Origin of the sequence: Nocardioides sp. GY 10113, assembly GCF_004919105.1 — a bacterium.
In the GTDB taxonomy this organism is placed as follows: domain Bacteria; phylum Actinomycetota; class Actinomycetes; order Propionibacteriales; family Nocardioidaceae; genus Nocardioides.
The window spans coordinates 307,831-330,179 of sequence record NZ_STGK01000002.1; the positions used below are offsets into that span (position 1 = coordinate 307,831).

Here is a 22,349-nt window from a genome sequence, read left to right on the forward strand (position 1 = left end):
GGACACCTCCTGCAGCGGCAGACTCTCTCACCTCCGGCGACACAGTGCCGCAACGGGGACCTCGCCTGCGGCATTTAATAGGTCATAGGACTAGCCTTGGTTGCCGACACCGCGTGGCGTCCCAAGGGAGGGGCGCACTTGGTCGGGGGTCAAGCCACGGGTCAGTTCATCGGAAGAGGCGAAGCACGTCGTGACGCAGTCGTCAGACCAGCAGTCCACCACCACCTCCCAGGGCTCGGTCGAGCCCGCGGGCGGCGACTTCGGAGCCAACGAGTGGCTCGTCGAGGAGATGCGGGCGCGGTTCGACGCCGACCCCAGCAGCGTCGACGAGGCCTGGGCCCGCTACTTCGGATCCAAGCCGGCCGGCACCGCCGCCTCGAACGGCACGAACGGCGCCGCCACGCCCGCCAAGCCCGCTGCCCAGCCGGCCGCGACGGCTGCCCCGACCACCCCCAAGCCCGCCGCCAAGCCCGCCGCCGCGGCGCCCGCCGCGCCCGCCGCCAAGCCGGTTCCCAAGGCGACCCCGGCACCCCAGGTGAGCCCCGCCTCGGCGACCACCCCCAGCCCGGCGTCCCGGCCGACCCCCAAGGAGTCGCCGCGCCCCGCGCCGGTCGCCGCGACCGACGAGCCCAAGGTGACCGTCCTGCGCGGCATCCCGGCCGCCACCGCGAAGAACATGGACGTCTCGCTCAGCGTGCCCACGGCGACCTCGGTCCGTGAGATCCCGGTCAAGCTGCTGTGGGACAACCGCATCGTCATCAACAGCCACCTGGCCCGCGCCCGCGGCGGCAAGGTCTCGTTCACCCACATCATCGGCTACGCCCTGATCCGTGCACTGCGGTCGATGCCGGAGATGAACAACTCGTTCGCCGAGGTCGACGGCAAGCCCGCGATGGTGACCCCGGCGCACGTGAACCTCGGCCTGGCCATCGACCAGAAGAAGCCCGACGGCACCCGCCAGCTCGTCGCCCCCTCGATCAAGGGCTGCGAGACCATGGACTTCGCGGCCTTCTGGACCGCCTACGAGGACATGATCCGCAAGGCGCGCGACAACAAGCTGACGATGGAGGACTACTCCGGGACGACCGTCAGCCTGACCAACGTCGGCGGCCTCGGCACGGTCCACTCGGTGCCCCGCCTGATGGCCGGCCAGGCCGCGATCATCGGCGTCGGCGCGATGGAGTACCCCGCCGCCTGGCAGGGCGCCTCGGAGGAGGCGATCGCCAAGAACGGCATCAGCAAGGTGATGACGATCACCTCGACCTACGACCACCGCGTCATCCAGGGCGCGCAGTCGGGCGAGTTCCTCAAGCGGGTCCACCTGCTCCTGCTCGGCGAGGACGGCTTCTACGACGAGATCTTCCGCTCGCTGCGGATCCCCTACGAGCCGATCCGCTGGAACGCCGACATCGCGACGTCCCACGACGACGAGATCGACAAGCAGGCGCGGATCCTCGAGCTGATCCACGCCTACCGGGTCCGCGGCCACCTGATGGCCGACACCGACCCGCTGGAGTACAAGCAGCGCAGCCACCCCGACCTGCGGATCGAGTCCCACGGCCTGACCCTGTGGGACCTGGAGCGGGAGTTCCCGACCGGCTCGTTCGGCGGCGCCCACCGCCGCTTCATGAAGCTGCGCCACATCCTCGGCATCCTGCGCGACTCCTACTGCCGCACCACCGGCATCGAGTACATGCACATCATGGATCCCGAGCAGCGCCAGTGGATCCAGGAGCGGGTCGAGCAGCCGCACACCAAGCTGCCCCGCGAGGAGCAGCTCCGGATCCTGCTGAAGCTCAACCAGGCCGAGGCGTTCGAGACCTTCCTCCAGACGAAGTTCGTCGGCCAGAAGCGGTTCTCCCTCGAGGGCGGCGAGACCACGATCCCGGTCGTGGACGAGATCGCCGAGGCAGCGGCCAACGCCGGCCTCGACGAGGTCGCGATCGGCATGGCCCACCGCGGCCGCCTGAACGTGCTGGCCAACATCGTCGGCAAGTCCTACAACCAGATCTTCCGCGAGTTCGAGGGCAACATCGACCCGCGCACGGTGCAGGGCTCCGGCGACGTGAAGTACCACCTCGGCGCCGAGGGTGAGTTCGTCGCCGAGACCGGCGAGACCATCAAGGTCTCGGTCGCCGCGAACCCGTCCCACCTGGAGACCGTCGACCCGGTCCTCGAGGGCATCGCCCGCGCCAAGCAGGACGTGCTCAACCAGGGCGAGGCGTTCCCGGTCCTCCCGCTGCTGCTGCACGGCGACGCCGCGTTCGCCGGCCAGGGCGTGGTCGCCGAGACGCTGAACCTCTCCCAGCTGCGCGGCTACCGCACCGGCGGCACGATCCACCTGGTCATCAACAACCAGGTCGGCTTCACCACCTCGCCGGGCTCCTCGCGCTCCTCGCTCTACGCGACCGACGTGGCCCGGATGGTGCAGGCGCCGATCTTCCACGTCAACGGCGACGACCCGGAGGCGTGCATCCGCGTGGCCCGCCTCGCGTTCGAGTACCGCCAGGCGTTCCACAAGGACGTCGTCATCGATCTGGTCTGCTACCGCCGTCGCGGCCACAACGAGGGTGACGACCCGTCGTACACCCAGCCGCTGATGTACGACCTGATCGAGCAGAAGCGCTCCGTGCGCAAGCTCTACACCGAGTCCCTGATCGGTCGTGGCGACATCACGATCGAGGAGGCCGAGCAGGTCCTGCGCGACTACCAGCAGCAGCTGGAGCGGGTCTTCACCGAGGTCCGCGAGGCCAGCACGGCCCCGTCGGAGTGGACCACCGTGCCCGAGTACCCGGAGAAGCCGGCCGGCGAGACCGAGACCGCCATCTCCCACGAGGTGCTCAAGCGGATCGCGGACTCCTACGTCACCCCGCCGGACGGGTTCACCGTCCACCCGAAGGTGATGCCGCAGCTCCAGCGCCGCGCCGCCGCCATCCTCGACGGCCCGATCGACTGGGGCACCGGCGAGATCCTCGCGTTCGGTGCGCTGCTGATGGATGGCCGGCCGGTCCGCCTGGCCGGCCAGGACAGCCGCCGCGGCACCTTCGTGCAGCGGTTCGCGACCATCATCGACCGGGTCAACGCCGACGAGTGGACCCCGCTGTCCAACCTCTCGGACGACCAGGCGAAGTTCTTCGTCTACGACAGCCTGCTCTCGGAGTACGCCGCGCTCGGGTTCGAGTACGGGTACTCGGTGGCACGCCCCGATGCGCTCGTCCTCTGGGAGGCGCAGTTCGGTGACTTCGTCAACGGCGCGCAGACCGTGATCGACGAGTACATCAGCTCGGGCAAGACCAAGTGGGGCCAGGACTCCGGCGTCGTGCTGCTGCTGCCGCACGGCTACGAGGGCCAGGGACCGGACCACTCCTCGGCCCGGATCGAGCGGTTCATGACGCTCTGCGCCGACGAGGCGTTCGTCGTCGCCCAGCCCTCCACGCCGGCCTCGCACTTCCACCTGCTGCGCCGCCACTCGCTCGGCAACGAGCACAAGCCGCTGATCATCTTCACCCCGAAGTCGATGCTCAAGCGCAAGGAGGCGGCGTCCCAGCCGTCCGACTTCACCGAGGGCACGTTCCAGCCGCTGATCGGCGACAGCACCGCGGACCCGGCCAAGGTCGAGACGCTGCTGCTCTGCTCGGGCCGGATCACCTGGGACCTGATGGTCGAGCGCGGCAAGCGCGACAACGGCGAGAAGTTCGCGATCGCCCGCGTCGAGCAGCTCTACCCGGAGCCTGCCGCCGAGCTGGCCGCCGAGATCGCCAAGTACCCGAACCTGAAGAGCGTCCGCTGGGTGCAGGACGAGCCGCGGAACATGGGCCCGTGGCCCTACTACGGCCTCAACGTGTTCCCGAAGCTCGGCGCCCAGGTCGACGTGGTCAGCCGGCCCGCCTCCTCCTCCCCCTCCGTCGGCGCGCACAAGCGCCACCTGGAGGAGCAGAAGGGGCTGCTCGGCGAGGCCTTCGCCTGAGCGTCGGCGACTGAGGAGGTTCGGATGTACTTCACCGATCGCGGGATCGAGGAGCTCGAGAAGCGCCGGGGTGACGACGAGGTCACCCTGGCCTGGCTCGCCGAGAGGCTCCAGGAGTTCACCGACACCCACCCGGAGTTCGAGACCGCGGTGGAGCGGTTCGCGACCTGGCTGGCTCGGCTGGACGACCCGGAGGACTGAGCCCGGCGCCACCCCGAGAGCGGCGCGGAGGGCCCGCGGAACGATGTTCCGCGGGCCCTCTGCCGTCCCGGCGGCCTCCGGGCGGTACCCGCGCCGGTGGGTGCGCGGCTACACCGCGCCCTGGTCGCCGCCCTGGCCGCCGCCGTCCTGGACGCCGCCCGTGCCACCGTCCTGATCGGCCGCGGCGCGGCGTACGTCGTCGCGGATCGCGAACAGCTCGGTGGCCAGCCCGCCGACCGCGGCGGCGACCTCACCGACGGCGCGGGTGACGATGCTGGTCACCTCGCCGACGGTGTGCGCGGTGGCTTGGGCCCCCGCCTGGAGGGCGTCCTTGGCGATCTCGCCGCGGCTGAGGTGGTCGTGCCCGTCGCTCATGTCCCCAGTCTCCCGCCTGACGGCTCAGGCCGCCACCGGTGCGGTCCGTCGGCCGGGGGCCGGCTGCGGCTCGGGCTGCACCCCGCCCGGGAGGGCGTACCGGCAGATCTTCTTCGCGACGCTCAGCAGCTGGCGGTGCAGCGGACCGGTGTTGTACGCCAGCCCGTAGCGCTCGCAGATCTCACGGACCTCGGCCGCGATCTCCGGGTAGCGCCGGGCGGGCAGGTCCGGGAACAGGTGGTGCTCGATCTGGTGGGAGAGGTTGCCCGACATCAGGTGCAGCAGCGGTCCGCCGGAGATGTTGGCCGAGCCGAGCAGCTGGCGCAGGTACCACTGGCCCCGGGTCTCCTCCTCGGTCTCCTCCACCGAGAACGACGCGACGCCGGCCGGGAAGTGGCCGCAGAAGATGATGTTGAACGCCCAGACGTTGCGGACCAGGTTGGCGGTCGCGTTGCCGGCCAGCGTCAGCGGGGCCAGGGGTCCGCTGAGCGCCGGGAAGAGCAGGTAGTCCTTGACCGTCTGGCGGCGGATCTTGCGCAGCAGCCCCGGGTAGAGCGGCTTGTTGTCGGCCAGCTTCCGCCGCCCGGCGACCAAGTTGTCGACCTCCAGGTCGTGCAGCGCGACGCCCCACTCGAAGAGCAGCATCAGGCCGAGCGCGTAGGCCGGGTTGCCCAGGTGGTACGGGTGCCACCGCTGCTCGGGGTCCATCCGGAGGATGCCGTAGCCGACGTCGCGGTCCTTGCCGAGGATGTTGGTGAAGGTGTGGTGGATGTAGTTGTGGCTGTACTTCCACTGCTCGCCCGGGCAGACGTTGTCCCAGTCGAACATCCGCGAGTTCAGCGCCGGGTCGCCCATCCAGTCGTACTGGCCGTGCAGGACGTTGTGGCCGATCTCCATGTTGTCGAGGATCTTGGAGATGCTCAGGCTGGCCACCGCGAGCGGCCAGGCCGGCGGCAGGTAGAACAGCGCGCGGCCGGCCACCTCGAACCGGCGCTGGGCGCGGACCACGCCGCGGATGTACGCCGCGTCGTCCTCGCCGAGCTCGGCGATGATCCGCTGCCGGATCGCGTCCATCTCCGCACCGAACGCCTCCAGCTGCTCGGGGGTCAGCCCCGCGCGCTCGGCGATGGCGCTGGGCGGGGCGGTCTGCCCGGCGCTGTCGGGACTCTTCTCGGGGCTCTTCTCGGGGCTCTTCTCGGGGGTGGTGGTCATGCTCGCCTCCAGGGTGGGTGCGTGGTCAGAGGTCGACGTGGCAGTCGCCGACGGGGCGGTTGACGCAGATCCGGATCTCCTCGTCCGGCTGCGCCGACTCCTCGCCGGTGAGCAGGTTGCGGACGGTGCCGGCGTACTTGGTCGTGGTGCAGGAGAAGCAGATGCCCATCCGGCACCCGTGCTCGGGCGCGAGCCCGGCGGCCTCGGCCTGCTCGAGCAGGCTGTCGCCGGTGGCCGGCGCGCTGAGGCCGGAGCGGGTGAAGGCGACGGTGCCGTCGACCTGCTCCCCCGCGCCGCCGGCCGCGCGGGCCACGGCCGGCTTGAAGAACTCGGTGCGCAGCCGCGGCGAGCCGCGGTAGGCGTCGGTGACCAGCTCGACCAGGCCGGCGGGACCGCACAGCCAGGTGTCGGTGCCGGCGAAGCGCGGCACCAGCCGGCGCAGCTCGAACTCGCTGAACCGGGCGTCCCCGTGGCGCAGGTGGACCGCGACGCCGTTGTCGGCGGCCGCGATCGCGGCCAGCTCCTCGGCGAAGATCTGGTCCGCCTCGCTCCGGGCGTAGTGCAGGAAGGTCACCCGGCGACCGACGTGCCCGTCGTAGCCGTCGCGCAGAAGGGTGCGCAGCATCGACATCGCCGGGGTGATCCCGGACCCGCCCGTGATGAACAGCAGGTGGTTGTTGGTCGGGGTGGCCGGGCTCTCGTCCAAGCAGAAGGACCCCTGTGCCTGGCTCAGGTGCAGGACGTCACCCGGTCGGGCGTGCTCGACGAGGTGCTGGGAGACCTCGCCCTCGGGGTGGGAGCGAACGGTCAGCGTGATCGACTCCCCCGGGACCGAGGCGGGCGACGAGATCGAGAACGCGCGGGTCAGTCGGCGGGCCGAGCCCGGCACCTCGACGCCGACCAGCACGTGCTGCCCCGCGCGGTGGCCGCGCCAGGTCGAGGTCGGCTGAAGGGTCAGCGTCGCCACCGGCGCGCCCAGTGCGTCGGGGCCGGTCTCGCGGGTCACCGAGACGATGCGGGCGCGCACCTCGTGCGCGGCCCACATCGGGTTCACCTGCTCGAGGTAGCGGTCCACTCCGTGCGGCGCGGCGAGCGCGGCGACCAGGCGCGAGCGGAGGACCCGGCCGACCGGGTCGGCCCCGAGCGCGGGGCGGGGTCTCGTCACGCGGAGCGGGTTCAGAGCGGGGAGCGACATGGCGCCTCCTGGGCTGCGGATGCCGGAACGTCACTTTCAGTGAACACTCGTACACCCACAAGCGTGCCGGCTGCCTCCTCCCCCGTCAACGCCGAGCGCCGTGACAGAGCACACATGTTCACCTGCCCTACGATGCGACGGTGACCGAAGCACCCGCCTCGCGCGCCGAGCAGAAGGAGCGCACCCGACGCGCGATCCTCGACGCGGCCCTCGGGCTGTGCGACGACGCGCCGCTGGCCGCCCTCTCGCTGCGCCAGGTGGCCAAGCAGGTCGGGATCGTGCCGACCGCCTTCTACCGCCACTTCGCCTCGATCGAGGACCTCGGCCTGGCCCTCGTCCAGGAGTCGCTGGTCAGCCTGCGGGCGGTGCTGCGCGACGTCCGGCAGGGCGGCGCGCCGGAGTACCGCACGATCATCGACCGCTCCGTCGCCGTACTGGTCGAGCACGTCCGCGCGCAGCGCGCCCACTTCGCCTTCATCGCCCGCGAGCGGATGGCGGGTCCGGCCGGCGTGCGGCAGGCCATCGCCGACGGCATCGTCCTGTTCGAGGCCGAGCTCGCCGCGGACCTCGCCCGACTCCCCGGCACCTCCGCCTGGTCGTCGGCGGACCTGCGGATCGTCTCCAACCTGATCGTCTCGGCGATGGTCACCACCGCCGAGGAGCTGGTCGCCATCGAGCCCGGCTCGTCCGAGGAGGAGCGCGTCGCGCACTACGCCCGCACCCAGCTGCGGATGCTGCTGGTCGGCGCCACCCACTGGCGCTCCCGCCCCTGAGCGACCCTGTCTAGAGCCCCTCGACGCATCTGGCGCAACGGGTTCCGATCGCGTCGCCGTTCCGGCAGGATCGACGCATCTCATCGCTCCCGAGGAGACGCCCGGAATGCTGCTGCTCGCCATCGTTGCCGAGGTGACCGGATGGCTGGCGCTCAAGACGGCCGACGCACTCGTCCAGCACGCGGTCGACTCCGCGGTGAGCGAGACGACCGACCTCTACCGCAGGTCCGCACCGGCAAGCGAACAGGTCCTGATCGACGAGCTGGAGAAGGCGGGCCCCACCGACGACGTCGCGCGGCAGACCGAACTCGTCGAAGCCGCCGTCCTCCGCTTCCTCAACGGCCCGTTCCTGGAGAGTCCCTTGGCCGAGCGCCTCCAGCGGGCGGGCTTCCCGATGACATTCGGCGACAACAGCGGCACGATCCTGGTCGCACGTGAGGGCTCGCCGCTGACGGCGGCCGTGGGCAACACGGTCGGCGGCAACCTGACCCTCAACGCCACCATCGGACACCCGGCGAATCGCGAGATCCACCTGGCCGTGCTGACGCAAGACCCGTCCGTCACGCTGGCGCCGGGCACCTCCGTCAGCCTGCCGATCGAGCTCACCAACGGCTCGCGCACGACCTGGGACGTGCAGCTCCGCTTCAACGGACCCTTCGTGCTGTCGACGTTCGAGCCCGGCGCGCACCTCCAAGTGGAGCCCGGCCGGTCGGAGTCCCTGATCCTCGTGCTCACCGCCACCGCCAGCTCGCCCCAGGCCGGCTCGCGGAGCGTCAGCGTCATCGTCGACGGGACCTCGGTACCGGAGGGAAAGCAGGCGGCCTGGGAGAGTGACACCTTCACGTTGGACGTGCCGCCGTCGCCGGGGCTTCAGCTCTCGGTTACGTCCGACTTCGAGCGCGTCGGGACGACGCAGCGCTACCGCGGCACGCTCACGATCGCCAACCGCGGCAACACCGTCGAGCGCGGAGGCTTGCGCGCCGCACACGGGTCGGCGTCACCGGCAGCGGACCCCGCACTGCCACCCGCGGACCGGCCGGCACCCTGGCAACTTCTCACGCCCGTCGAGTACCGGCTCAGCCCCGGCAAGGAAGGGCAGCACGAGGTCGAGGTCGGCTTCGCACACCAACCCTGGAGAGACGCCGCCAGGGACTGCGTGGTCGTCGCGATGAGCGAGGACCGCCCCGCGGACGACCACGACCGCCCGTACCTCGCCGTACGCGTCCACCAGGTCGGCCGGGGCACGGACGCTCAGCAGCGCACCGAGCTGGCCGCCCGAACGACCGCTGCGCTCGTCGATCGGACGGCTCACGTGACGGGCGGCCTGTTGAGACGGGGAGTCCGCGAGATCGGCCAACTGCTCGGACGAGCCAGGAACCTGACCGCCATCCAGGTCGGCGCGATCATCGCCGCCGCAGTCGTGCTGCTCGGGGTCGGCTGGGCGCTCAGGCCCGTCCCCGCCGGCGGCGAGCCTGCCGAGGCGAGCGACCCGACGCTCGCCCCGACCGCCGGTGCCAAGTTCCAGCTCACGCCGTCCGCGCCGGCTCCGATGGCCAACCTGTTGACGGACAAGGACGCGTGCACGGAGACCTTGAACTGGCAGAGCGACGGCTATGTCGCCTGGGTCGAACGCGTGCTGAAGACGATCTGGCTGCCGGAGCACCCGGTCCCGGAGGTCAACGACTTGTGGGTGGACGGCACGCTCGGCCCGCAGACCCTCGCCGTCCTCATCGTCTTCCAGACCGAGAACGGCCTCGAGCCGACGGGACAGCTCGACCCGCCGACCCGCGAGCGACTACTCGACATCGCACAGGACTCACCCTCGGCCGCCGTGCGACGGGGGCCCACCGACGCCGACAAGGACGTTCGCCTCCGCGAGGACCTCTGTGCCGCTCTGGTCGAGGCACCTTGACGCGCAACTCGGGCGGTCGCAAGGACCAACTCGAGGGGTGGCGACGACCCACTCGCGCTAGTGGTGGGCGGGTGCGCCCTCCGGGGCTTCGACGCGAGCCGGCAGCAGGAAGGCGCAGACGACCACGACCACGCCGATCACCGCACCGGCGACGAACGCCCACTGCAGTCCGCCGATCGCCGCGGCGACGGGGTCCGCGCCGCTCGCGGCCAGCGCGCCGGCGCGGTTGTCCATGACCACGATCAGCAGCGCGGTGCCGATCGCGCCGGAGACCTGCTGCAGGGTGCCCAGCAGGGAGCTGCCGTGCGAGTACAGGTGCGGCGGCAGGTCGCCCAGACCGATCGTGAAGACCGGCGTGAAGACCATCGCCAGGCACGCCATCAGCAGCACGTGCAGCCCCAGGATCAGGGCGTACGGCGTCCCGGTGTCCACGCGGCTCAGCAGCCCGAGCGCGGCGACCATGCCGATCGCGCCGGGGATCACCAGGGGGCGGGAGCCGAAGCGGTCGTAGGCCTTGCCGACCTGCGGGCCGAGCAGGCCCATCGCCAGGCCGCCCGGCATCACCAGGAGGCCGGCCTGGAGCTCGGTGAGGCCGCGCAACTGCTGCAGGTAGAGCGGGAGCAGGATCATCGAGCCGAGGAACGCCATGAAGCCGGCGGACATCAGCACCAGCGAGAGCGCGTAGGTGCGGTGTCGCAGCGTGCGCAGGTCGAGCAGCGGGGAGTCCGAGCGCTGGAGCCGGAGCTGGTACCAGGCGAACAGGGCGACCAGGGCCACGCCGGCCGCGATGAAGGCGGTCGGGGCCGCCGCGCCGCCGGCACCGACCTTGCTCAGCCCGAAGACGAGGCTGCTGAAGCCCGACCCGGCCAGCACCACGCTCAGCCAGCTCGGGCGGCCACCGCGGGTCTCCCCCACGTTCTCCAGCAACCGCAGACCCCACAGCCCGACCACGACCGCCACCGGCAGCACGAACGCGAAGATCAGCCGCCAGGAGCCCAGCTGCAGGATCACGCCCGACACCGCGGGGCCGAGCGCCGGCGCGCAGGACATGGCCAGGGTGACGTTGCCCATCACCCGGCCGCGGTCGTGGGCGGGGACCACCGTCATCAGGGTGGTCATCAGCAGCGGCATCATCACCGCCGTACCGGCCGCCTGGACGACGCGTCCGGCCAGCAGGACCTCGAACGTCGGCGCGACCGCCGCCAGCGCGGTGCCGGCGGCGAACGTGGTCATCGCGGTGGCGTACGCCGCCCGCGTGGTGACCCGCTGCAGGAACCACCCGGTCACCGGGATCACGGCGGCCATGGTCAGCATGAACACCGTCGAGAGCCACTGGGCGCTGCGCTCGTCGACCCCGAAGTCGGCCATCAGCCGCGGGATCGCGTTGACCATGATCGTCTCGTTGAGGATCACCACGAAGGTGGCGGCCACCAGCAGCGTGACCACCAGCGGCGTGCGGCCGGCGCCGAGCTCGCGCTCGAGCTCCTCGAGCGCCTCCGTCTCCGCGGACTCGATCGCGGTCGGTTCGGGCGCAGTCATCTCAGGTTCTCCTCGGTTCTTCCATCGGCGCCGCGCGGGCACAGATCGGTACGACATCGGTGCCGCGCCGGACGGGGCAGCCCGCGGTCTTGCGAACGCGCGGCATCAGGTACGACGGCGCACGGCCGCGGAACTCATCGCCGGCCGCCCCACCCCGTCCTCAATGCTGAGGGAGCGGGGATGATTCCGCCTCCGAATATTTCGTCGGCGCCCGCTCAGCGCGTGAGCACGATCTTGCCGAACAGGTCGCCCGCGGCCATCGCCTCGAACGCCTCGCGGGCCCGCTCCATCGGCAGCTCGCGGTCGATCAACGGACGGGCGCCGGAGGCGTCCATCATCGCGACCAGGGCGGCCAGCTCGCCGCGGGTACCCATGGTGGAGCCGATCACGCTCATCTGCTTGAAGAAGATCTGCGGCAGCAACGCGTCGTCCAGCTTCGGACCGGAGGTGGCCCCCGAGATCACCAGCCGGCCGCCGGGGCGCAGCGAGCGGATCGAGTGCTCCCAGGTGGCGCGTCCCACGGTCTCCATCACGGCATCCACCTTGGTCGGCAGCCGGGTGCCCGAGAGGTGCGCCTCGTGCGCGCCCAGGTCGAGCGCGCGGGCCAGCTTGGCCTCGTCGCGGCTGGTGGCCAGCACCCGCAGGCCGGCCGCGCGACCCAGCACGATCAGCGCGGTCGCGACGCCGCCGCCGGCGCCCTGGACGAGCACCGACTCCCCGGGCACCAGGCGGCCCTGCGTGAAGAGCATCCGGTACGCCGTCAGCCAGGCCGTGGGCAGGCAGGCCGCCTCCGCGAAGGACATCCCGGCCGGCTTGGCGACCACGTTGCGGCGCGGCACCACGACCCGCTCCGCGAAGGTGCCCTGGTGCACCTCGGTGAGCAGGCTGCGCCGCGGGTCGAGGGTCTCGTCGCCGTCCCAGTCCGGGTCGGAGATGACCGCGTGCACGACCACCTCGTTGCCGTCCTCGTCCAGGCCCGCGGCGTCGCAGCCCAGGATCATCGGAAGGCGCTCGGCCTTGATCCCCACCCCGCGCAGCGTCCAGAGGTCGTGGTGGTTGAGCGAGGCCGCCTTGACGGTGACCGTGGTCCACCCGTCGGGGGCCACCGGCGCCGGGCGCTCGCCGACGACCAGGCCCTGGAGCGGGTCGTCGGGGTGGAACGAATCGGCGTAGACGGCGAACACGGGTCCTCCTGGTGATGGACGGGTGGGACGACCGCGAGCCGGCAGCAGGTTCCCGCCGACCCGCGTGTCAGCTGCTGCCGACTCGGGTGGGTCAGGCGCGGGCGACGCCGTCGCGACGGGCCGCCTCGGCGACCGCGGCCGCCACCGCCGGCCCGACCCGGGGGTCGAACGGCGAGGGGATCACCAGGTCCTCGGCCAGGTCGTCGCCGACCAGCCCGGCCAGGGCGGTCGCCGCGGCGACCTTCATGCCCTCGGTGATCGCCGTGGCGTTCGCGTCGAAGGCACCGCGGAAGATCCCCGGGAAGGCGAGCACGTTGTTGATCTGGTTCGGGAAGTCCGAGCGACCGGTGGCCACGATCCGGGCGTGACGGTGGGCGACGTCCGGGTGCACCTCGGGCGTCGGGTTCGCCATCGCGAAGATGATCGCGTCGGCCGCCATGGTGGCCACGACCTCCTCGGGGACGGTGCCGCCGGAGACCCCGATGTAGACGTCGGCACCGCGGAACGCCTCGGCCAGCGAGCCGCTGCGGCCGGTCTGGTCGGCGGTGAGCTCGGCCAGCTCCTTCTTCACCGGCGTGAGGTCGTGGCGCTCGGAGCTGACCACGCCCTTGCGATCGGTGACCACGATGTCCTTCACGCCCGCGGCGAGCAGGATCTTGGCGATCGCCACGCCGGCGGCGCCGGCACCGGAGATCACCACGCGGGTCGACTCCGGGGTCCGACCGGTCAGCCGCAGAGCGTTCGTCAGCGCCGCGAGCGTGACCACCGCGGTGCCGTGCTGGTCGTCGTGGAAGACCGGGACGTCGAGGCGCTCCTTGAGCCGGTCCTCGATCTCGAAGCAGCGCGGCGCGGAGATGTCCTCGAGGTTGATGCCGCCGAAGCTGGGGGCCATCCGGACGACGGTCTCGACGATCTCGTCGACGTCGGTGGTGGCCAGGCAGATCGGGATGCCGTCCACGCCGCCGAACTGCTTGAACAGGACCGCCTTGCCCTCCATCACCGGCATCGCCGCGGACGGGCCGATGTCGCCCAGGCCGAGCACGGCGGTGCCGTCGGTGACGATCGCGACCGTGTTCGGGACCCAGGTGTAGTGGCGGGTCAGCTCGGGGTCCTCGGCGATCGCCGTGCAGACCTCCGCAACGCCCGGCGTGTACGCCAGCGAGAGCTGTGCCTTGGTGGCTACCTCGGCCGTGGATACGGTCTCCATCTTCCCGCCAAGGTGCAGGTCGAAGACCGGTTCGCCGGCCCGTGGGTGGGGGTGGGAGACGTGATTCACGATCAACGATCCTCGCACATCACCGCGGGCGCCCCCAGTCGTCCCACCACCCGGCCGACACTCCCGAGAGAGGCAGGTCACATCCCGGTCAGGTGCCGGGGCGGCACGGCGCGGGCACCCGCCCGGGCCGCGGCCACAGCCTCGCCCGGACCACGCCGAGCACCGCCGCGTCCGGCACCGGTCCGCGGTGCCGCGAGTCGACCCCCACCGGCGCGGCGTCGCCGAGCAGCCACCAGCCGGCGTCACGTCGCTCCACCGCTCGCTTGACCACCACCGTGCCGTCGACGAACCGGGCGACCACCACGTCCCCCGGCGCGGGCCGGGCGTCGTACCGGACCAGGAGGCGGTCCCCGGGCGCCAGCGTCGGGCGCATCGAGTCGCCACGGACCACCGCCATCCCGAACCGCGGGTGCCGCGCCCCCGAGCGCCCCCGAGCGCCGGACTCCCCCGTTTCCTCACCCTCCATGCCGGGTAGTGTCGCAGCCAGCACGATTTCCACCGTGACCAACCGTGATCAGGTGCCCGTACGACGGGCATCGTGACGATCTCCAGAGAGGATCAGGAATGCTCTCCCGACTGTTCGCGCCGACCATCGAGGTCTCCGCCCACTGCGACCTGCCGTGCGGCGTCTACGACCCGGCGCAGGCCCGGATCGAGGCCGAGTCGATCAAGGCCGTCATCGCCAAGGCTGCCGACAGCGACGACCCCGACTTCCGCACCCGCGCCGTTCTCATCAAGGAGCAGCGCTCCGAGCTGGTCAAGCACCACCTGTGGGTGCTGTGGACCGACTACTTCAAGCCGCCGCACTTCGAGAAGTACCCCCAGCTGCACACGCTGGTCAACGAGGCCACCAAGCTCGCCGGCGCCGCAGGCACGAAGGGCACGATGGACGCCGACGTCGCCGACCAGCTGCTCGCCAAGATCGACGAGATCGCCGAGATCTTCTGGGCGACCAAGCAGGGCTGAGCCTGGCGACACCGGTTGTCGGCGTGGCCCGAGAACCGGTGATTCCAGCCTGGGACCGCCGACCGGCGGACTCTTGTCGACGGCCGCCGAGCACCGCTCGGCGGCCGTTGCCGTACTCTCGGGCCCATCACCAGGCGACCGCGCCGCGGCCGCCGCTGACCTGCGACGGAGGAACCGATGTCGGGGACGAAGAGCCTGACGCTCGAGGGCGCCGGGGGCGCCGAGACCGGGTCCACCGTCGAGCTGCGGGTGCCGGCCGACGGCGCCTACGCGTCGGTGCTGCGCACGCTGGCCGCCGGCCTCGGCGCGCGCCTGGACTTCACCATGGACGACATCGAGGACCTCCGCGTGGTGGTCAGCGAGGCGGCCGCGCTCGTCCTCGAGCAGGCCGACCCGGGCGCCGACCTCACCGCGACGTTCGACCTCGGCCTCGCCCCCGACCGGGTCGAGGTCAGCGTCGCCACCGACGCGGCATCGCCCGCACCGGCCGACTACGAGAACTTCGGCTGGCAGGTCCTCGCGGTGCTGACCACCGACGCCGGCATCGACTCGACCCCCGGCCGCTACCGGGTGTGGGCCACCGTGACCTCGTCCCTCGCGGCCGAGCCCTCCGAGGCGTCCGCATCCGCGCCGGCAGAGGGCTGAGATGACCCTGCCGAACACCGGTGGGGCGGCGCCGTCCTCGGCGGACGTCACCCGCGCGCGCAGCACCGAGCTCTTCGCCCGGCTGCGCGACGACGACGCGACGGGGCAGTCGGAGCAGGATGCCGCGCGGGAGGCACTGGTGCACCTGCACCTGCCGCTGGTCGAGCACTGCGCGCGCCGGTTCCGCAACCGCGGCGAGCCGCACGAGGACCTGGTCCAGGTGGGCACCATCGGCCTGATCAAGGCGATCGACCGGTTCGACACCGAGCGTGGCGTCGAGTTCTCCACCTATGCCACTCCCACGATCATCGGCGAGATCAAGCGCTACTTCCGCGACAAGGGCTGGGCGATCCGGGTGCCCCGCCGGCTCCAGGAGCTGCGGCTGCAGATCAGCAGCACGACCGCCGAGCTCACCCAGAGCCTGGGTCGCTCCCCGATGCCGCGCGAGCTCGCCGAGGCGATCGGCTGCACGGTCGAGGAGATCGTCGAGGGACTGGAGTCCAGCAACGCCTACGCCACGCTCAGCCTGGACGCCACCGACGACAGCGAGGACGGCGCGGGCCAGAGCATGCTCGACGCGCTCGGCGTCGACGACGTGGCCCTCGAGCACGTCGAGCTGCGGGAGTCGATCAAGCCACTCCTGGAGCGCCTCCCCGAGCGGGAGAAGAAGATCCTGCTGCTCCGGTTCTTCAAGAACATGACGCAGTCCCAGATCGCCGAGGAGATCGGCGTCTCCCAGATGCACGTGTCCCGGCTGCTCACCCGGACTCTGGCGCAGCTGCGTCAGTCCCTGGAGTCCGACGCCTGATCGGCGCCCTCCGGCTCGGCGCCGCCGCCCAGCGCGGCGATCGTGGCGGGGTGCAGCATGCCGACGAGTGCGGCGCCGGCCACGACCGCGAGACCCAGCGCGACCCCCACGTGGTCGCGCAGGGTCCATGCCACCCCGAGCACGATCAGCTGCGTGATCAGCACCGGGCCGCGCGCCCAGACCCCACCCCGCCACAGGCCGCCGGCGGCGGCGATCAGCAGTACGCCGTACGCGGCGAAGAAGAACGCCGTGGAGGCGCCCATCGCCAACCGGTCCGAGGAGAGGCCGAGGACCTCGAGCACGGCGACCAGCACCATCACGGCGCCCTGCAACCCCGCGAGGGCGGCCGCGAGAGCCAGCGGGAGCGGAGGACGGGCGGGGGCGGCGGCGTTCGTCACCCGTCCAGCCTACGTACGGCCTGCTCAGCGGACGACTTCGCGAGGGACCCTTTCCTTTGCGCCAGGATCATGTTGTGATCCATCCGACGGCCAGAACCCTTGATTCACAACGGTTTCCTTGGAAACCTTGAGGGTCGCGGTCGTGAAACCGTTCACTATCGCGGTTTCTGGCGTGCCCGAGAACCGGGGCCGCGCCCCACGGAGGAAAGAGGGATTCCCCACCCATGGATTGGCGTCACCGTTCCGCATGCCTCGACGAGGATCCGGAGCTGTTCTTCCCGATCGGCAACACCGGGCCGGCCATCCTCCAGATCGAGGAGGCCAAGCAGGTGTGTCGCCGGTGCGACGTGCGCGAGCAGTGTCTCGCCTGGGCGCTGGAGTCGGGTCAGGATCACGGCGTCTGGGGCGGCCTCAGCGAGGACGAGCGTCGCGCGCTGAAGCGCCGTAACGCCCGCGCCCGCGTCCGCACCCCCGTCTGAGCTGTCGGAGCCGTCTGACCGGCCCGAGCCGTCCGGCTCGGGCCGACTGACTCAGCGAGCTCGACGATCCGGCCTCGACGCGACCTGCTCGGACCTCGACGCGACCTGCTACTCCAGCGGCAGCGTGAGCTCCGCCCGGGTGCCGCCGTCCGCCGCCCGGCCGAGCACCAGGTGCCCGCCCAGCTCGGACTCCACCAGGGTCCGCACGATCGACAGCCCCAGGCTGCTCGAGGTCTCCAGGTCGAAGTCCTCCGGGAGCCCACGGCCGTCGTCGGTGATGCTGACCTCCAGGATCGCCCCGCGCCGCTGAGCGGTCAGCACGATCTGGCCGACCGGCGCCTCCGGCGGCGGGGCACCCTCCTCCGGAGCGGTGAAGGCGTGCTCGGCCGCGTTCTGCATCAGCTCCATGACGACCATCGCCAGCGGGGTGGCCTGCTCGGAGGAGAGCTCACCGAACTCCCCCTCGCGCCGGACCAGCACGCTCGCGGTGGCTGCGCCCACGTCGGTGACCAGGCGCGCCAGCCGGTCGGCGATCTCGTCGAAGGCGACCGTCTCCTCCACCGCCTGGCTCAGCGTCTCGTGGACGATCGCGATCGAGCCGACGCGGCGTACCGCCTCCTCCAGCGCGGAGGTCGCCTCCGGGGACCCGATGCGGCGCGCCTGCAGCCGGAGCAGCGCCGCCACGGTCTGCAGGTTGTTCTTGACCCGGTGGTGGATCTCGCGGATCGTCGCATCCTTCGTGACCAGCTCGCGATCGCGCCGCCGCAGGTCGGTGACGTCGCGCAGCAGGATCAGGCCACCGGTGTGCTCGCCCTTCGGGTCGCGCAGCGGGATCGAGCGCACGATCAGGGACACGCCGTCCTGACCGCCCGCGCCCCCCAGCTCGGTGTCACGGGAGGCACGCGCCCCCAGCACCACGCTCAACGTCTCCTCGTCCGGCCGGCGCCGGGGAGGCACCAGCTCACGGGTGAGATCGGCCAGGCGGTGCCCGGTGAGGTCCCCGGCCAGCCCGAGCCGCCGATAGACCGACAGCGCGTTGGGGCTGGCGTACACCACCCGTCCGGCGGCGTCGACCCGCAGGAAGCCGTCACCCACCCGCGGGGAGTCGGCGTGGTCGCTGCGCTGCCCCGCCTCCGGGAACAGCCCCGCCGCGATCATCGCGCCCAGGTCCGAGGCCGTCTGCAGGTAGCTGATCTCCAACCGGCTCGGCGTGCGCACGCCCAGCAGGCTCGTGGTGCGGCTCATCACCGCGATCACCCGCCCGCGGTGGCGCACCGGGATCGCCTCGACCCGGACCGGGACGTCGTCGCGCCACTCCGTGGCCCCCTCCCGCATCACCCGGCCCAGCTCGAACGCCGCCTCCACGAGCGGCCGCCGTCCGAGCGGCGCGAAGGTGCCCGTGATGTCGTCGACGTACGCCGTCGGGCCGGTCGTCGGGCGCACCTGCCCGGCCACCCAGAAGCCGGCCTCGTCACGGTCCGGAACCCACAGCACCAGGTCCGCGAAGGCGAGGTCCGCGATGATCTGCCAATCGGCCTGCAGCAGCTGCAACCAGGCGATGTCGCGGTCGTCGAGATCGGAGTGACGCCGCGCGATGGCGGACAGGGACGGCACGGTGCCACGTTAGTCCCCGACCGCGGGCGCGGGACTCCGGGTCCGCGCACGAACCCGGGACCACGTTTGGCAAGATACGGGACATGCTCCCGGATGATTGGCTACGTCTGCGCGCAGCCGACTACCCGGTTCCGCCGGACGCACCGCTCGCCGACCTGACCGCCGACCTGACCGAGCTGCTCGGGCATCCGGACGCAGAGCTGCGCGACCACGTCGCCCGCCCGGCGCTGCACGCGTGGATCCGCCGTGGCGTCTACGACGACCTGCTCGTCGGCCTCGGCGACGGGATCGCCACGGGGCTGGGCAACGGGCTCGGCCAGTCGGGCACCGCAAGCGTCTTCCGCCGCGTGGCCTCGGCCGAGGTCCTCGCCGCCTGCATCGCCCGGGACACGCGTCGCCCGCTGCTCGCCGGCGGCAAGGTCCTGGACTGGGCCGACCGGATCGCCACCTGGCTGCTCGCCGAGCGCGACCTCCGCGGCCACGTGCCCGGCCAGGGCTGGGCGCAGGCCGTGTGCCGGGGCGCGGACGCCCTGGCCGTCGTCGCTGCGTCCCCGCACTGCGGCCGGGCCGAGCTGGGCGTCCTGCTCGAGGTGCTGGGCGAACGGGTCACCGCGCCCGGTGCGATCGCCTGGGAGAGCGACGAGGCCGATCATCTGGCCGGCGCCACGCTCCGGCTGCTCCGTCGCGACCTGCTCCCCCTCGACCGCGTCGAGATGTGGGTGGCGACCATCGGTGACCGGGCGTTCGGGATCAGCGCCGGCAGCGGCGGCCCCGACCCCGTCGCGGCGAACGTGGACGCCTTCCTGCGCGCCCTCTACCTGCAGCTGGCCCTCGCCCCGAAGCCGCCGGCCATCCGCAGCGACCTGCTGCTGACCGTCGTCGCCGTGCTGCGCGAGCTGCACCCCGAGTTCCTGGGCTGAGCGGGCTGCCCGGCGCGGGCCCGTCGTGCTCGACCGTTGGGGGCGGCCGTCGTCGCGCTCTGCCGTTGCCGTCGACCGGGTCGGGCCGGGTCCGATGACCCGGCCCGAAAAACGTCGAACCCCCGAGCCGGACGGCTAGGGGGTTCGATCAGCGACTGAGTGTCCGCCTGGCGGCGTCCTCAGCTGTTGGGGCGCTTGCCGTGGTTCGCGCCCTTCTTGCGACGCGCACGACGCTTGCGGCCGGTCTTGCCCATGGTTCCTCCTCAGAAGCGATACCGGACCAGTCTCGCAGCAAACGGCTGGAACCCGTGAATCGGGCCCGGCCCGGCCGCGGGCCCGGACCTCAACCCTCGGTGATCTCGACGCGGATCTGCTGGATCTGCAGCCGCACCTTGGCGCGCAGGTCGGCCGGCGCGGTCTCCGAGCAGGAGCGGGCCACGATCGCCTTGACGGTGCGCTGCAGGTCGTACCGCTCCAGGCACGGGCTGCAGGTGTCGATGTGGGCGCGCACGACCGTGCAGTCGCCCTCCTCGAGCTCGTTGTCGATGAGGCGCACGATCCGCTCGAGGAAGTCGGCACACTCCTCGTTGGTCGGCTCGTCACCGTGCAGGTGCCCCGACATCAGCGACCTCCCTCGAGCGGCTGCTCGCCACCGCTGCGGACGTATCCCGACAGCATGTCACGCAACTGCCGCCGCCCGCGGTGGAGTCGCGACATCACCGTGCCGATCGGGGTGTCCATGATCTCGGCGATCTCCTTGTAGGCGAAGCCCTCCACGTCGGCCAGGTAGACCGCGAGGCGGAACTCCTCGGGCAGCCGCTGCAGCGCGTCCTTGACCTGGGTGTCGGGCAGCCGCTCGAGCGCCTCCATCTCGGCGGACTTCAGCCCCGAGGAGGTGTGCGACTCCGCGCGGGCCAGCTGCCAGTCCTCGATGTCGCCCGAGTCCCCGGTCAGCGCCTGCTGGGGCTCGCGCTGCTTCTTGCGGTAGGAGTTGATGAAGGTGTTGGTCAGGATCCGGTACAGCCACGCCTTGAGGTTGGTCCCGGGCTTGAACTGGTGGAACGCCGAGTACGCCTTCGCGAAGGTCTCCTGCACGAGGTCCTCGGCGTCCGCTGGGTTGCGGGTCATCCGCATCGCCGCCGAGTAGAGCTGGTCGAGGAACGGGAGCGCGTCGCGCTCGAAGCGCGCCGAGCGCTCAGCGTCGGTCTCCGTGGCCGGATCGACCACCGGGTCGGTCTCGACGGTGAGGTCGGGGGTGTCAGTCATCGCCGACCAGCCTACGGGCACCGTCTCCACTGGCCTCTCGAGCACCGCCATCATGTCCATCGCAACGCCGCGCGCCGACGCGCCATTCCCGCGGACCCGCAATTCGCCCGCCGTTCTGGGTGTGATCTGGACCGGTGTGACCTGGGCCGGTACGACGTGGCGGCTCAGCGCACACCGCTGCCGACCACGTCCCGGACGATCCACTCCAGGGTCGTCTCCACCAGCAGCTCCCACGCGTCCTCCTGGCTGAGTGGTCCCCGCTTGGGCACCACCAGCCCGTGGTCGCCACCGGGCACCACGGCCAGGTCGACCTGGGGAGGCAACGGGTCGGGGTACTCCTCGGGCCGTCCCATCGGGTCCCGCTCCCCCTGCACCACCAGCGTCGGGATGCCTGCACCGGCCAGTTCGCCGAGCCGACTCCGCTCGGGCTTGCCCGGGGGGTGCAGCGGGAAGGAGACCGCCAGGCAGCCGCTCGCGCCCAGCGCCTGTCCGCACCGGACCGCCGACCGCGCTCCCGCCGAGCGGCCACCGAGGATCAGGGGTGTGCGCAGTCGCAGGCCGTCCATCACCGAGCGCAGGACCGCGTCGAGGGTGGCCGGCGGCGGCGCGACCTTCCGCCCCTGCGCCACCCACGGCTGCTCCAGGAGCATCACCGAGACGCCGTTGTGCGGGAGCGCCTTGGCCAACGCGACCAGGTCCGGGGCGTCGATCCCCCGGCCCGCCCCGTGCCCCATCACCAGCGTCGCGCTCGCCTGCCGGGCGCGGTGGATCTGCAGCCGCGCCGGCCCCTGCGGGGTCTCGACCACCCGCTCCTGGCTCACAGCAGCGTCCCCTGCGCGTCGTCGCGGTCGCCCGCATCGACCGGGCCGCCGGCCTGCCCCTCCGGCGGCAGCGGCTCGACCAGCTCCGGGCCGTTGTTGCGGACGTTGCCGACCGCCGTGGAGACCGGGTACGCCACCAGGCCGGTCTGCTGCGCGGGCACCAGCAGGCCCGCCAGGTCGTCCTTGCCGGTCTCCGGAGAGAGCCAGGCGTCGCGCCGCTCGCGCGGCACCAGCAGCGGCATCCGGTCGTGGATGCGCCCCAGGTCGTCCGGCGCATCGGTGGTCAGCACGGTGCAGGTCCACCGGAAACGCTCGGGGTCGTCCTCGTCGCGGGTCGGGTCCTTCCAGATCTCGTAGAGCCCGGCCATCGCCATCACGCCGCCGTCGGCCGGGTGGATGTAGAACGGCTGCTTGAGGGGCTTGCCGGAGGTGCCCAGCTGCTCGGTCGGGTACCACTCGTAGTAGCCGTCGGCCGGCAGCAGGCAGCGCCGTGCGGCGAACGCGCGGCGGAACGCCGGCTTCTCCGCGACCGTCTCCATCCGGGCGTTGATCATCCGGCTCCCGATCCCCGGGTCCTTCGCCCACGACGGGACCAGGCCCCAGCGCAGCGTCCGCAGCTGACGGACCGGCGCCTCCTCGACGGGACGCTCCAGGACGGCGTACACCTCCTTGGTGGGTGCCACGTTGAAGTCGGGTGGCAGCACCCGGTCACCGGCATGCTCCAGCCGGGAGTCCACCACCTCGAACTCCTCGGCCAGGTCCTCCGGCGACCGACTGGAGGCATAGCGCCCACACATG

General features: G+C 71.8%; 22 protein-coding genes. 9 read left to right on the plus strand and 13 right to left on the minus strand.

Annotation, left to right across the window (positions count from 1 at the left end; translation table 11 throughout):
- The first annotated feature begins 190 nt into the window (after nucleotides 1-190).
- Nucleotides 191-3,967, plus strand: a complete 3,777-nt coding sequence (locus tag E8D34_RS03785) for a multifunctional oxoglutarate decarboxylase/oxoglutarate dehydrogenase thiamine pyrophosphate-binding subunit/dihydrolipoyllysine-residue succinyltransferase subunit (protein ID WP_136593240.1) — start codon at nucleotides 191-193, stop codon at nucleotides 3,965-3,967.
- Nucleotides 3,968-3,991: 24 nt separating this feature from the next.
- Nucleotides 3,992-4,168 (plus strand): DUF6104 family protein, encoded by a 177-nt coding sequence (locus E8D34_RS20670; protein ID WP_168929319.1) that lies wholly within the window; start codon nucleotides 3,992-3,994, stop codon nucleotides 4,166-4,168.
- A 108-nt stretch (nucleotides 4,169-4,276) separates the two neighbouring features.
- On the opposite strand, the gene E8D34_RS03790 is transcribed toward E8D34_RS20670, so the two are convergent.
- From E8D34_RS03790 to E8D34_RS03800, 3 genes are read right to left on the minus strand one after another with little or no spacing between them, the layout of a single operon-like run.
- A complete protein-coding gene (locus tag E8D34_RS03790; RefSeq protein ID WP_136593241.1) occupies nucleotides 4,277-4,543 on the minus strand; it encodes a hypothetical protein in 267 nt (88 codons plus the stop codon).
- Between the two features lie 24 nt (nucleotides 4,544-4,567).
- A complete protein-coding gene (locus E8D34_RS03795) occupies nucleotides 4,568-5,755 on the minus strand; it encodes an acyl-CoA desaturase (RefSeq protein WP_136593242.1) in 1,188 nt (395 codons plus the stop codon).
- 25 nt (nucleotides 5,756-5,780) lie between these two features.
- Nucleotides 5,781-6,950, minus strand: coding sequence for an iron-sulfur cluster-binding domain-containing protein (locus tag E8D34_RS03800; RefSeq protein ID WP_136593243.1), 1,170 nt, complete (start codon nucleotides 6,948-6,950; stop codon nucleotides 5,781-5,783).
- 140 nt (nucleotides 6,951-7,090) lie between these two features.
- On the opposite strand from E8D34_RS03800, the gene E8D34_RS03805 reads away from it, so the two are divergent.
- Together E8D34_RS03805 and E8D34_RS03810 are read left to right on the plus strand one after the other, a co-directional pair.
- Entirely contained in the window at nucleotides 7,091-7,723 is a 633-nt protein-coding gene (locus tag E8D34_RS03805; RefSeq protein ID WP_136593244.1) for a TetR family transcriptional regulator, read from the plus strand.
- A 106-nt stretch (nucleotides 7,724-7,829) separates the two neighbouring features.
- Nucleotides 7,830-9,635, plus strand: coding sequence for a peptidoglycan-binding domain-containing protein (locus E8D34_RS03810; RefSeq protein ID WP_136593245.1), 1,806 nt, complete (start codon nucleotides 7,830-7,832; stop codon nucleotides 9,633-9,635).
- 57 nt (nucleotides 9,636-9,692) lie between these two features.
- On the opposite strand, the gene E8D34_RS03815 is transcribed toward E8D34_RS03810, so the two are convergent.
- The 4 genes from E8D34_RS03815 to E8D34_RS03830 all read right to left on the minus strand — a co-directional run bounded on the left by E8D34_RS03815 (nucleotide 9,693) and on the right by E8D34_RS03830 (nucleotide 14,100).
- On the minus strand, nucleotides 9,693-11,174 hold the full coding sequence (locus tag E8D34_RS03815) for an MDR family MFS transporter (protein ID WP_136593246.1): 1,482 nt from the start codon (nucleotides 11,172-11,174) through the stop codon (nucleotides 9,693-9,695).
- A gap of 215 nt (nucleotides 11,175-11,389) precedes the next feature.
- Nucleotides 11,390-12,358, minus strand: a complete 969-nt coding sequence (locus E8D34_RS03820) for a zinc-binding dehydrogenase (protein ID WP_136593247.1) — start codon at nucleotides 12,356-12,358, stop codon at nucleotides 11,390-11,392.
- 91 nt (nucleotides 12,359-12,449) lie between these two features.
- Nucleotides 12,450-13,565, minus strand: coding sequence for an NADP-dependent malic enzyme (locus tag E8D34_RS03825; RefSeq protein WP_136593248.1), 1,116 nt, complete (start codon nucleotides 13,563-13,565; stop codon nucleotides 12,450-12,452).
- A 157-nt stretch (nucleotides 13,566-13,722) separates the two neighbouring features.
- Nucleotides 13,723-14,100: a S26 family signal peptidase gene (locus E8D34_RS03830; protein ID WP_136593249.1), complete on the minus strand. Its 378-nt coding sequence runs from the start codon at nucleotides 14,098-14,100 to the stop codon at nucleotides 13,723-13,725.
- Nucleotides 14,101-14,198: 98 nt separating this feature from the next.
- Between E8D34_RS03830 and sodN the strand changes: the two genes are divergently transcribed.
- From sodN to E8D34_RS03845, 3 genes are all read left to right on the plus strand, one after another.
- Nucleotides 14,199-14,600: a superoxide dismutase, Ni gene (gene sodN, locus E8D34_RS03835; protein WP_136593250.1), complete on the plus strand. Its 402-nt coding sequence runs from the start codon at nucleotides 14,199-14,201 to the stop codon at nucleotides 14,598-14,600.
- A 177-nt stretch (nucleotides 14,601-14,777) separates the two neighbouring features.
- Nucleotides 14,778-15,245 (plus strand): anti-sigma factor, encoded by a 468-nt coding sequence (locus E8D34_RS03840; protein ID WP_136593251.1) that lies wholly within the window; start codon nucleotides 14,778-14,780, stop codon nucleotides 15,243-15,245.
- Between the two features lies 1 nt (nucleotide 15,246).
- Nucleotides 15,247-16,053 (plus strand): RNA polymerase sigma factor SigF, encoded by an 807-nt coding sequence (locus tag E8D34_RS03845; RefSeq protein WP_136593252.1) that lies wholly within the window; start codon nucleotides 15,247-15,249, stop codon nucleotides 16,051-16,053.
- On the opposite strand, the gene E8D34_RS03850 is transcribed toward E8D34_RS03845, so the two are convergent.
- Entirely contained in the window at nucleotides 16,029-16,451 is a 423-nt protein-coding gene (locus tag E8D34_RS03850) for a hypothetical protein (protein ID WP_136593253.1), read from the minus strand. The genes E8D34_RS03845 and E8D34_RS03850 overlap by 25 nt on opposite strands.
- Before the next feature lie 224 nt (nucleotides 16,452-16,675).
- On the opposite strand from E8D34_RS03850, the gene E8D34_RS03855 reads away from it, so the two are divergent.
- On the plus strand, nucleotides 16,676-16,930 hold the full coding sequence (locus E8D34_RS03855; RefSeq protein WP_136593254.1) for a WhiB family transcriptional regulator: 255 nt from the start codon (nucleotides 16,676-16,678) through the stop codon (nucleotides 16,928-16,930).
- Between the two features lie 108 nt (nucleotides 16,931-17,038).
- On the opposite strand, the gene E8D34_RS03860 is transcribed toward E8D34_RS03855, so the two are convergent.
- Complete coding sequence (locus E8D34_RS03860) at nucleotides 17,039-18,544, minus strand: PAS domain-containing sensor histidine kinase (RefSeq protein WP_136593255.1); 1,506 nt, start codon at nucleotides 18,542-18,544, stop codon at nucleotides 17,039-17,041.
- 83 nt (nucleotides 18,545-18,627) lie between these two features.
- Here E8D34_RS03860 and E8D34_RS03865 point away from each other — a divergent pair, with 83 nt between their 5' ends.
- Entirely contained in the window at nucleotides 18,628-19,464 is an 837-nt protein-coding gene (locus E8D34_RS03865) for a DUF2785 domain-containing protein (RefSeq protein WP_136593256.1), read from the plus strand.
- Nucleotides 19,465-19,807: 343 nt separating this feature from the next.
- Here E8D34_RS03865 and rsrA read toward each other — a convergent pair whose 3' ends face one another.
- The 4 genes from rsrA to E8D34_RS03885 all read right to left on the minus strand — a co-directional run bounded on the left by rsrA (nucleotide 19,808) and on the right by E8D34_RS03885 (nucleotide 22,348).
- On the minus strand, nucleotides 19,808-20,086 hold the full coding sequence (gene rsrA / locus E8D34_RS03870) for a mycothiol system anti-sigma-R factor (RefSeq protein ID WP_136593257.1): 279 nt from the start codon (nucleotides 20,084-20,086) through the stop codon (nucleotides 19,808-19,810).
- On the minus strand, nucleotides 20,086-20,730 hold the full coding sequence (locus E8D34_RS03875) for a sigma-70 family RNA polymerase sigma factor (protein WP_136593258.1): 645 nt from the start codon (nucleotides 20,728-20,730) through the stop codon (nucleotides 20,086-20,088). The genes rsrA and E8D34_RS03875 overlap by 1 nt, the downstream gene beginning before the upstream one ends.
- A gap of 164 nt (nucleotides 20,731-20,894) precedes the next feature.
- Complete coding sequence (locus E8D34_RS03880) at nucleotides 20,895-21,551, minus strand: alpha/beta family hydrolase (protein ID WP_136593259.1); 657 nt, start codon at nucleotides 21,549-21,551, stop codon at nucleotides 20,895-20,897.
- Nucleotides 21,548-22,348: an SOS response-associated peptidase gene (locus E8D34_RS03885; protein ID WP_136593260.1), complete on the minus strand. Its 801-nt coding sequence runs from the start codon at nucleotides 22,346-22,348 to the stop codon at nucleotides 21,548-21,550. Before E8D34_RS03885 ends, E8D34_RS03880 begins: the two co-directional genes overlap by 4 nt.
- Nucleotide 22,349: the final 1 nt, after the last annotated feature.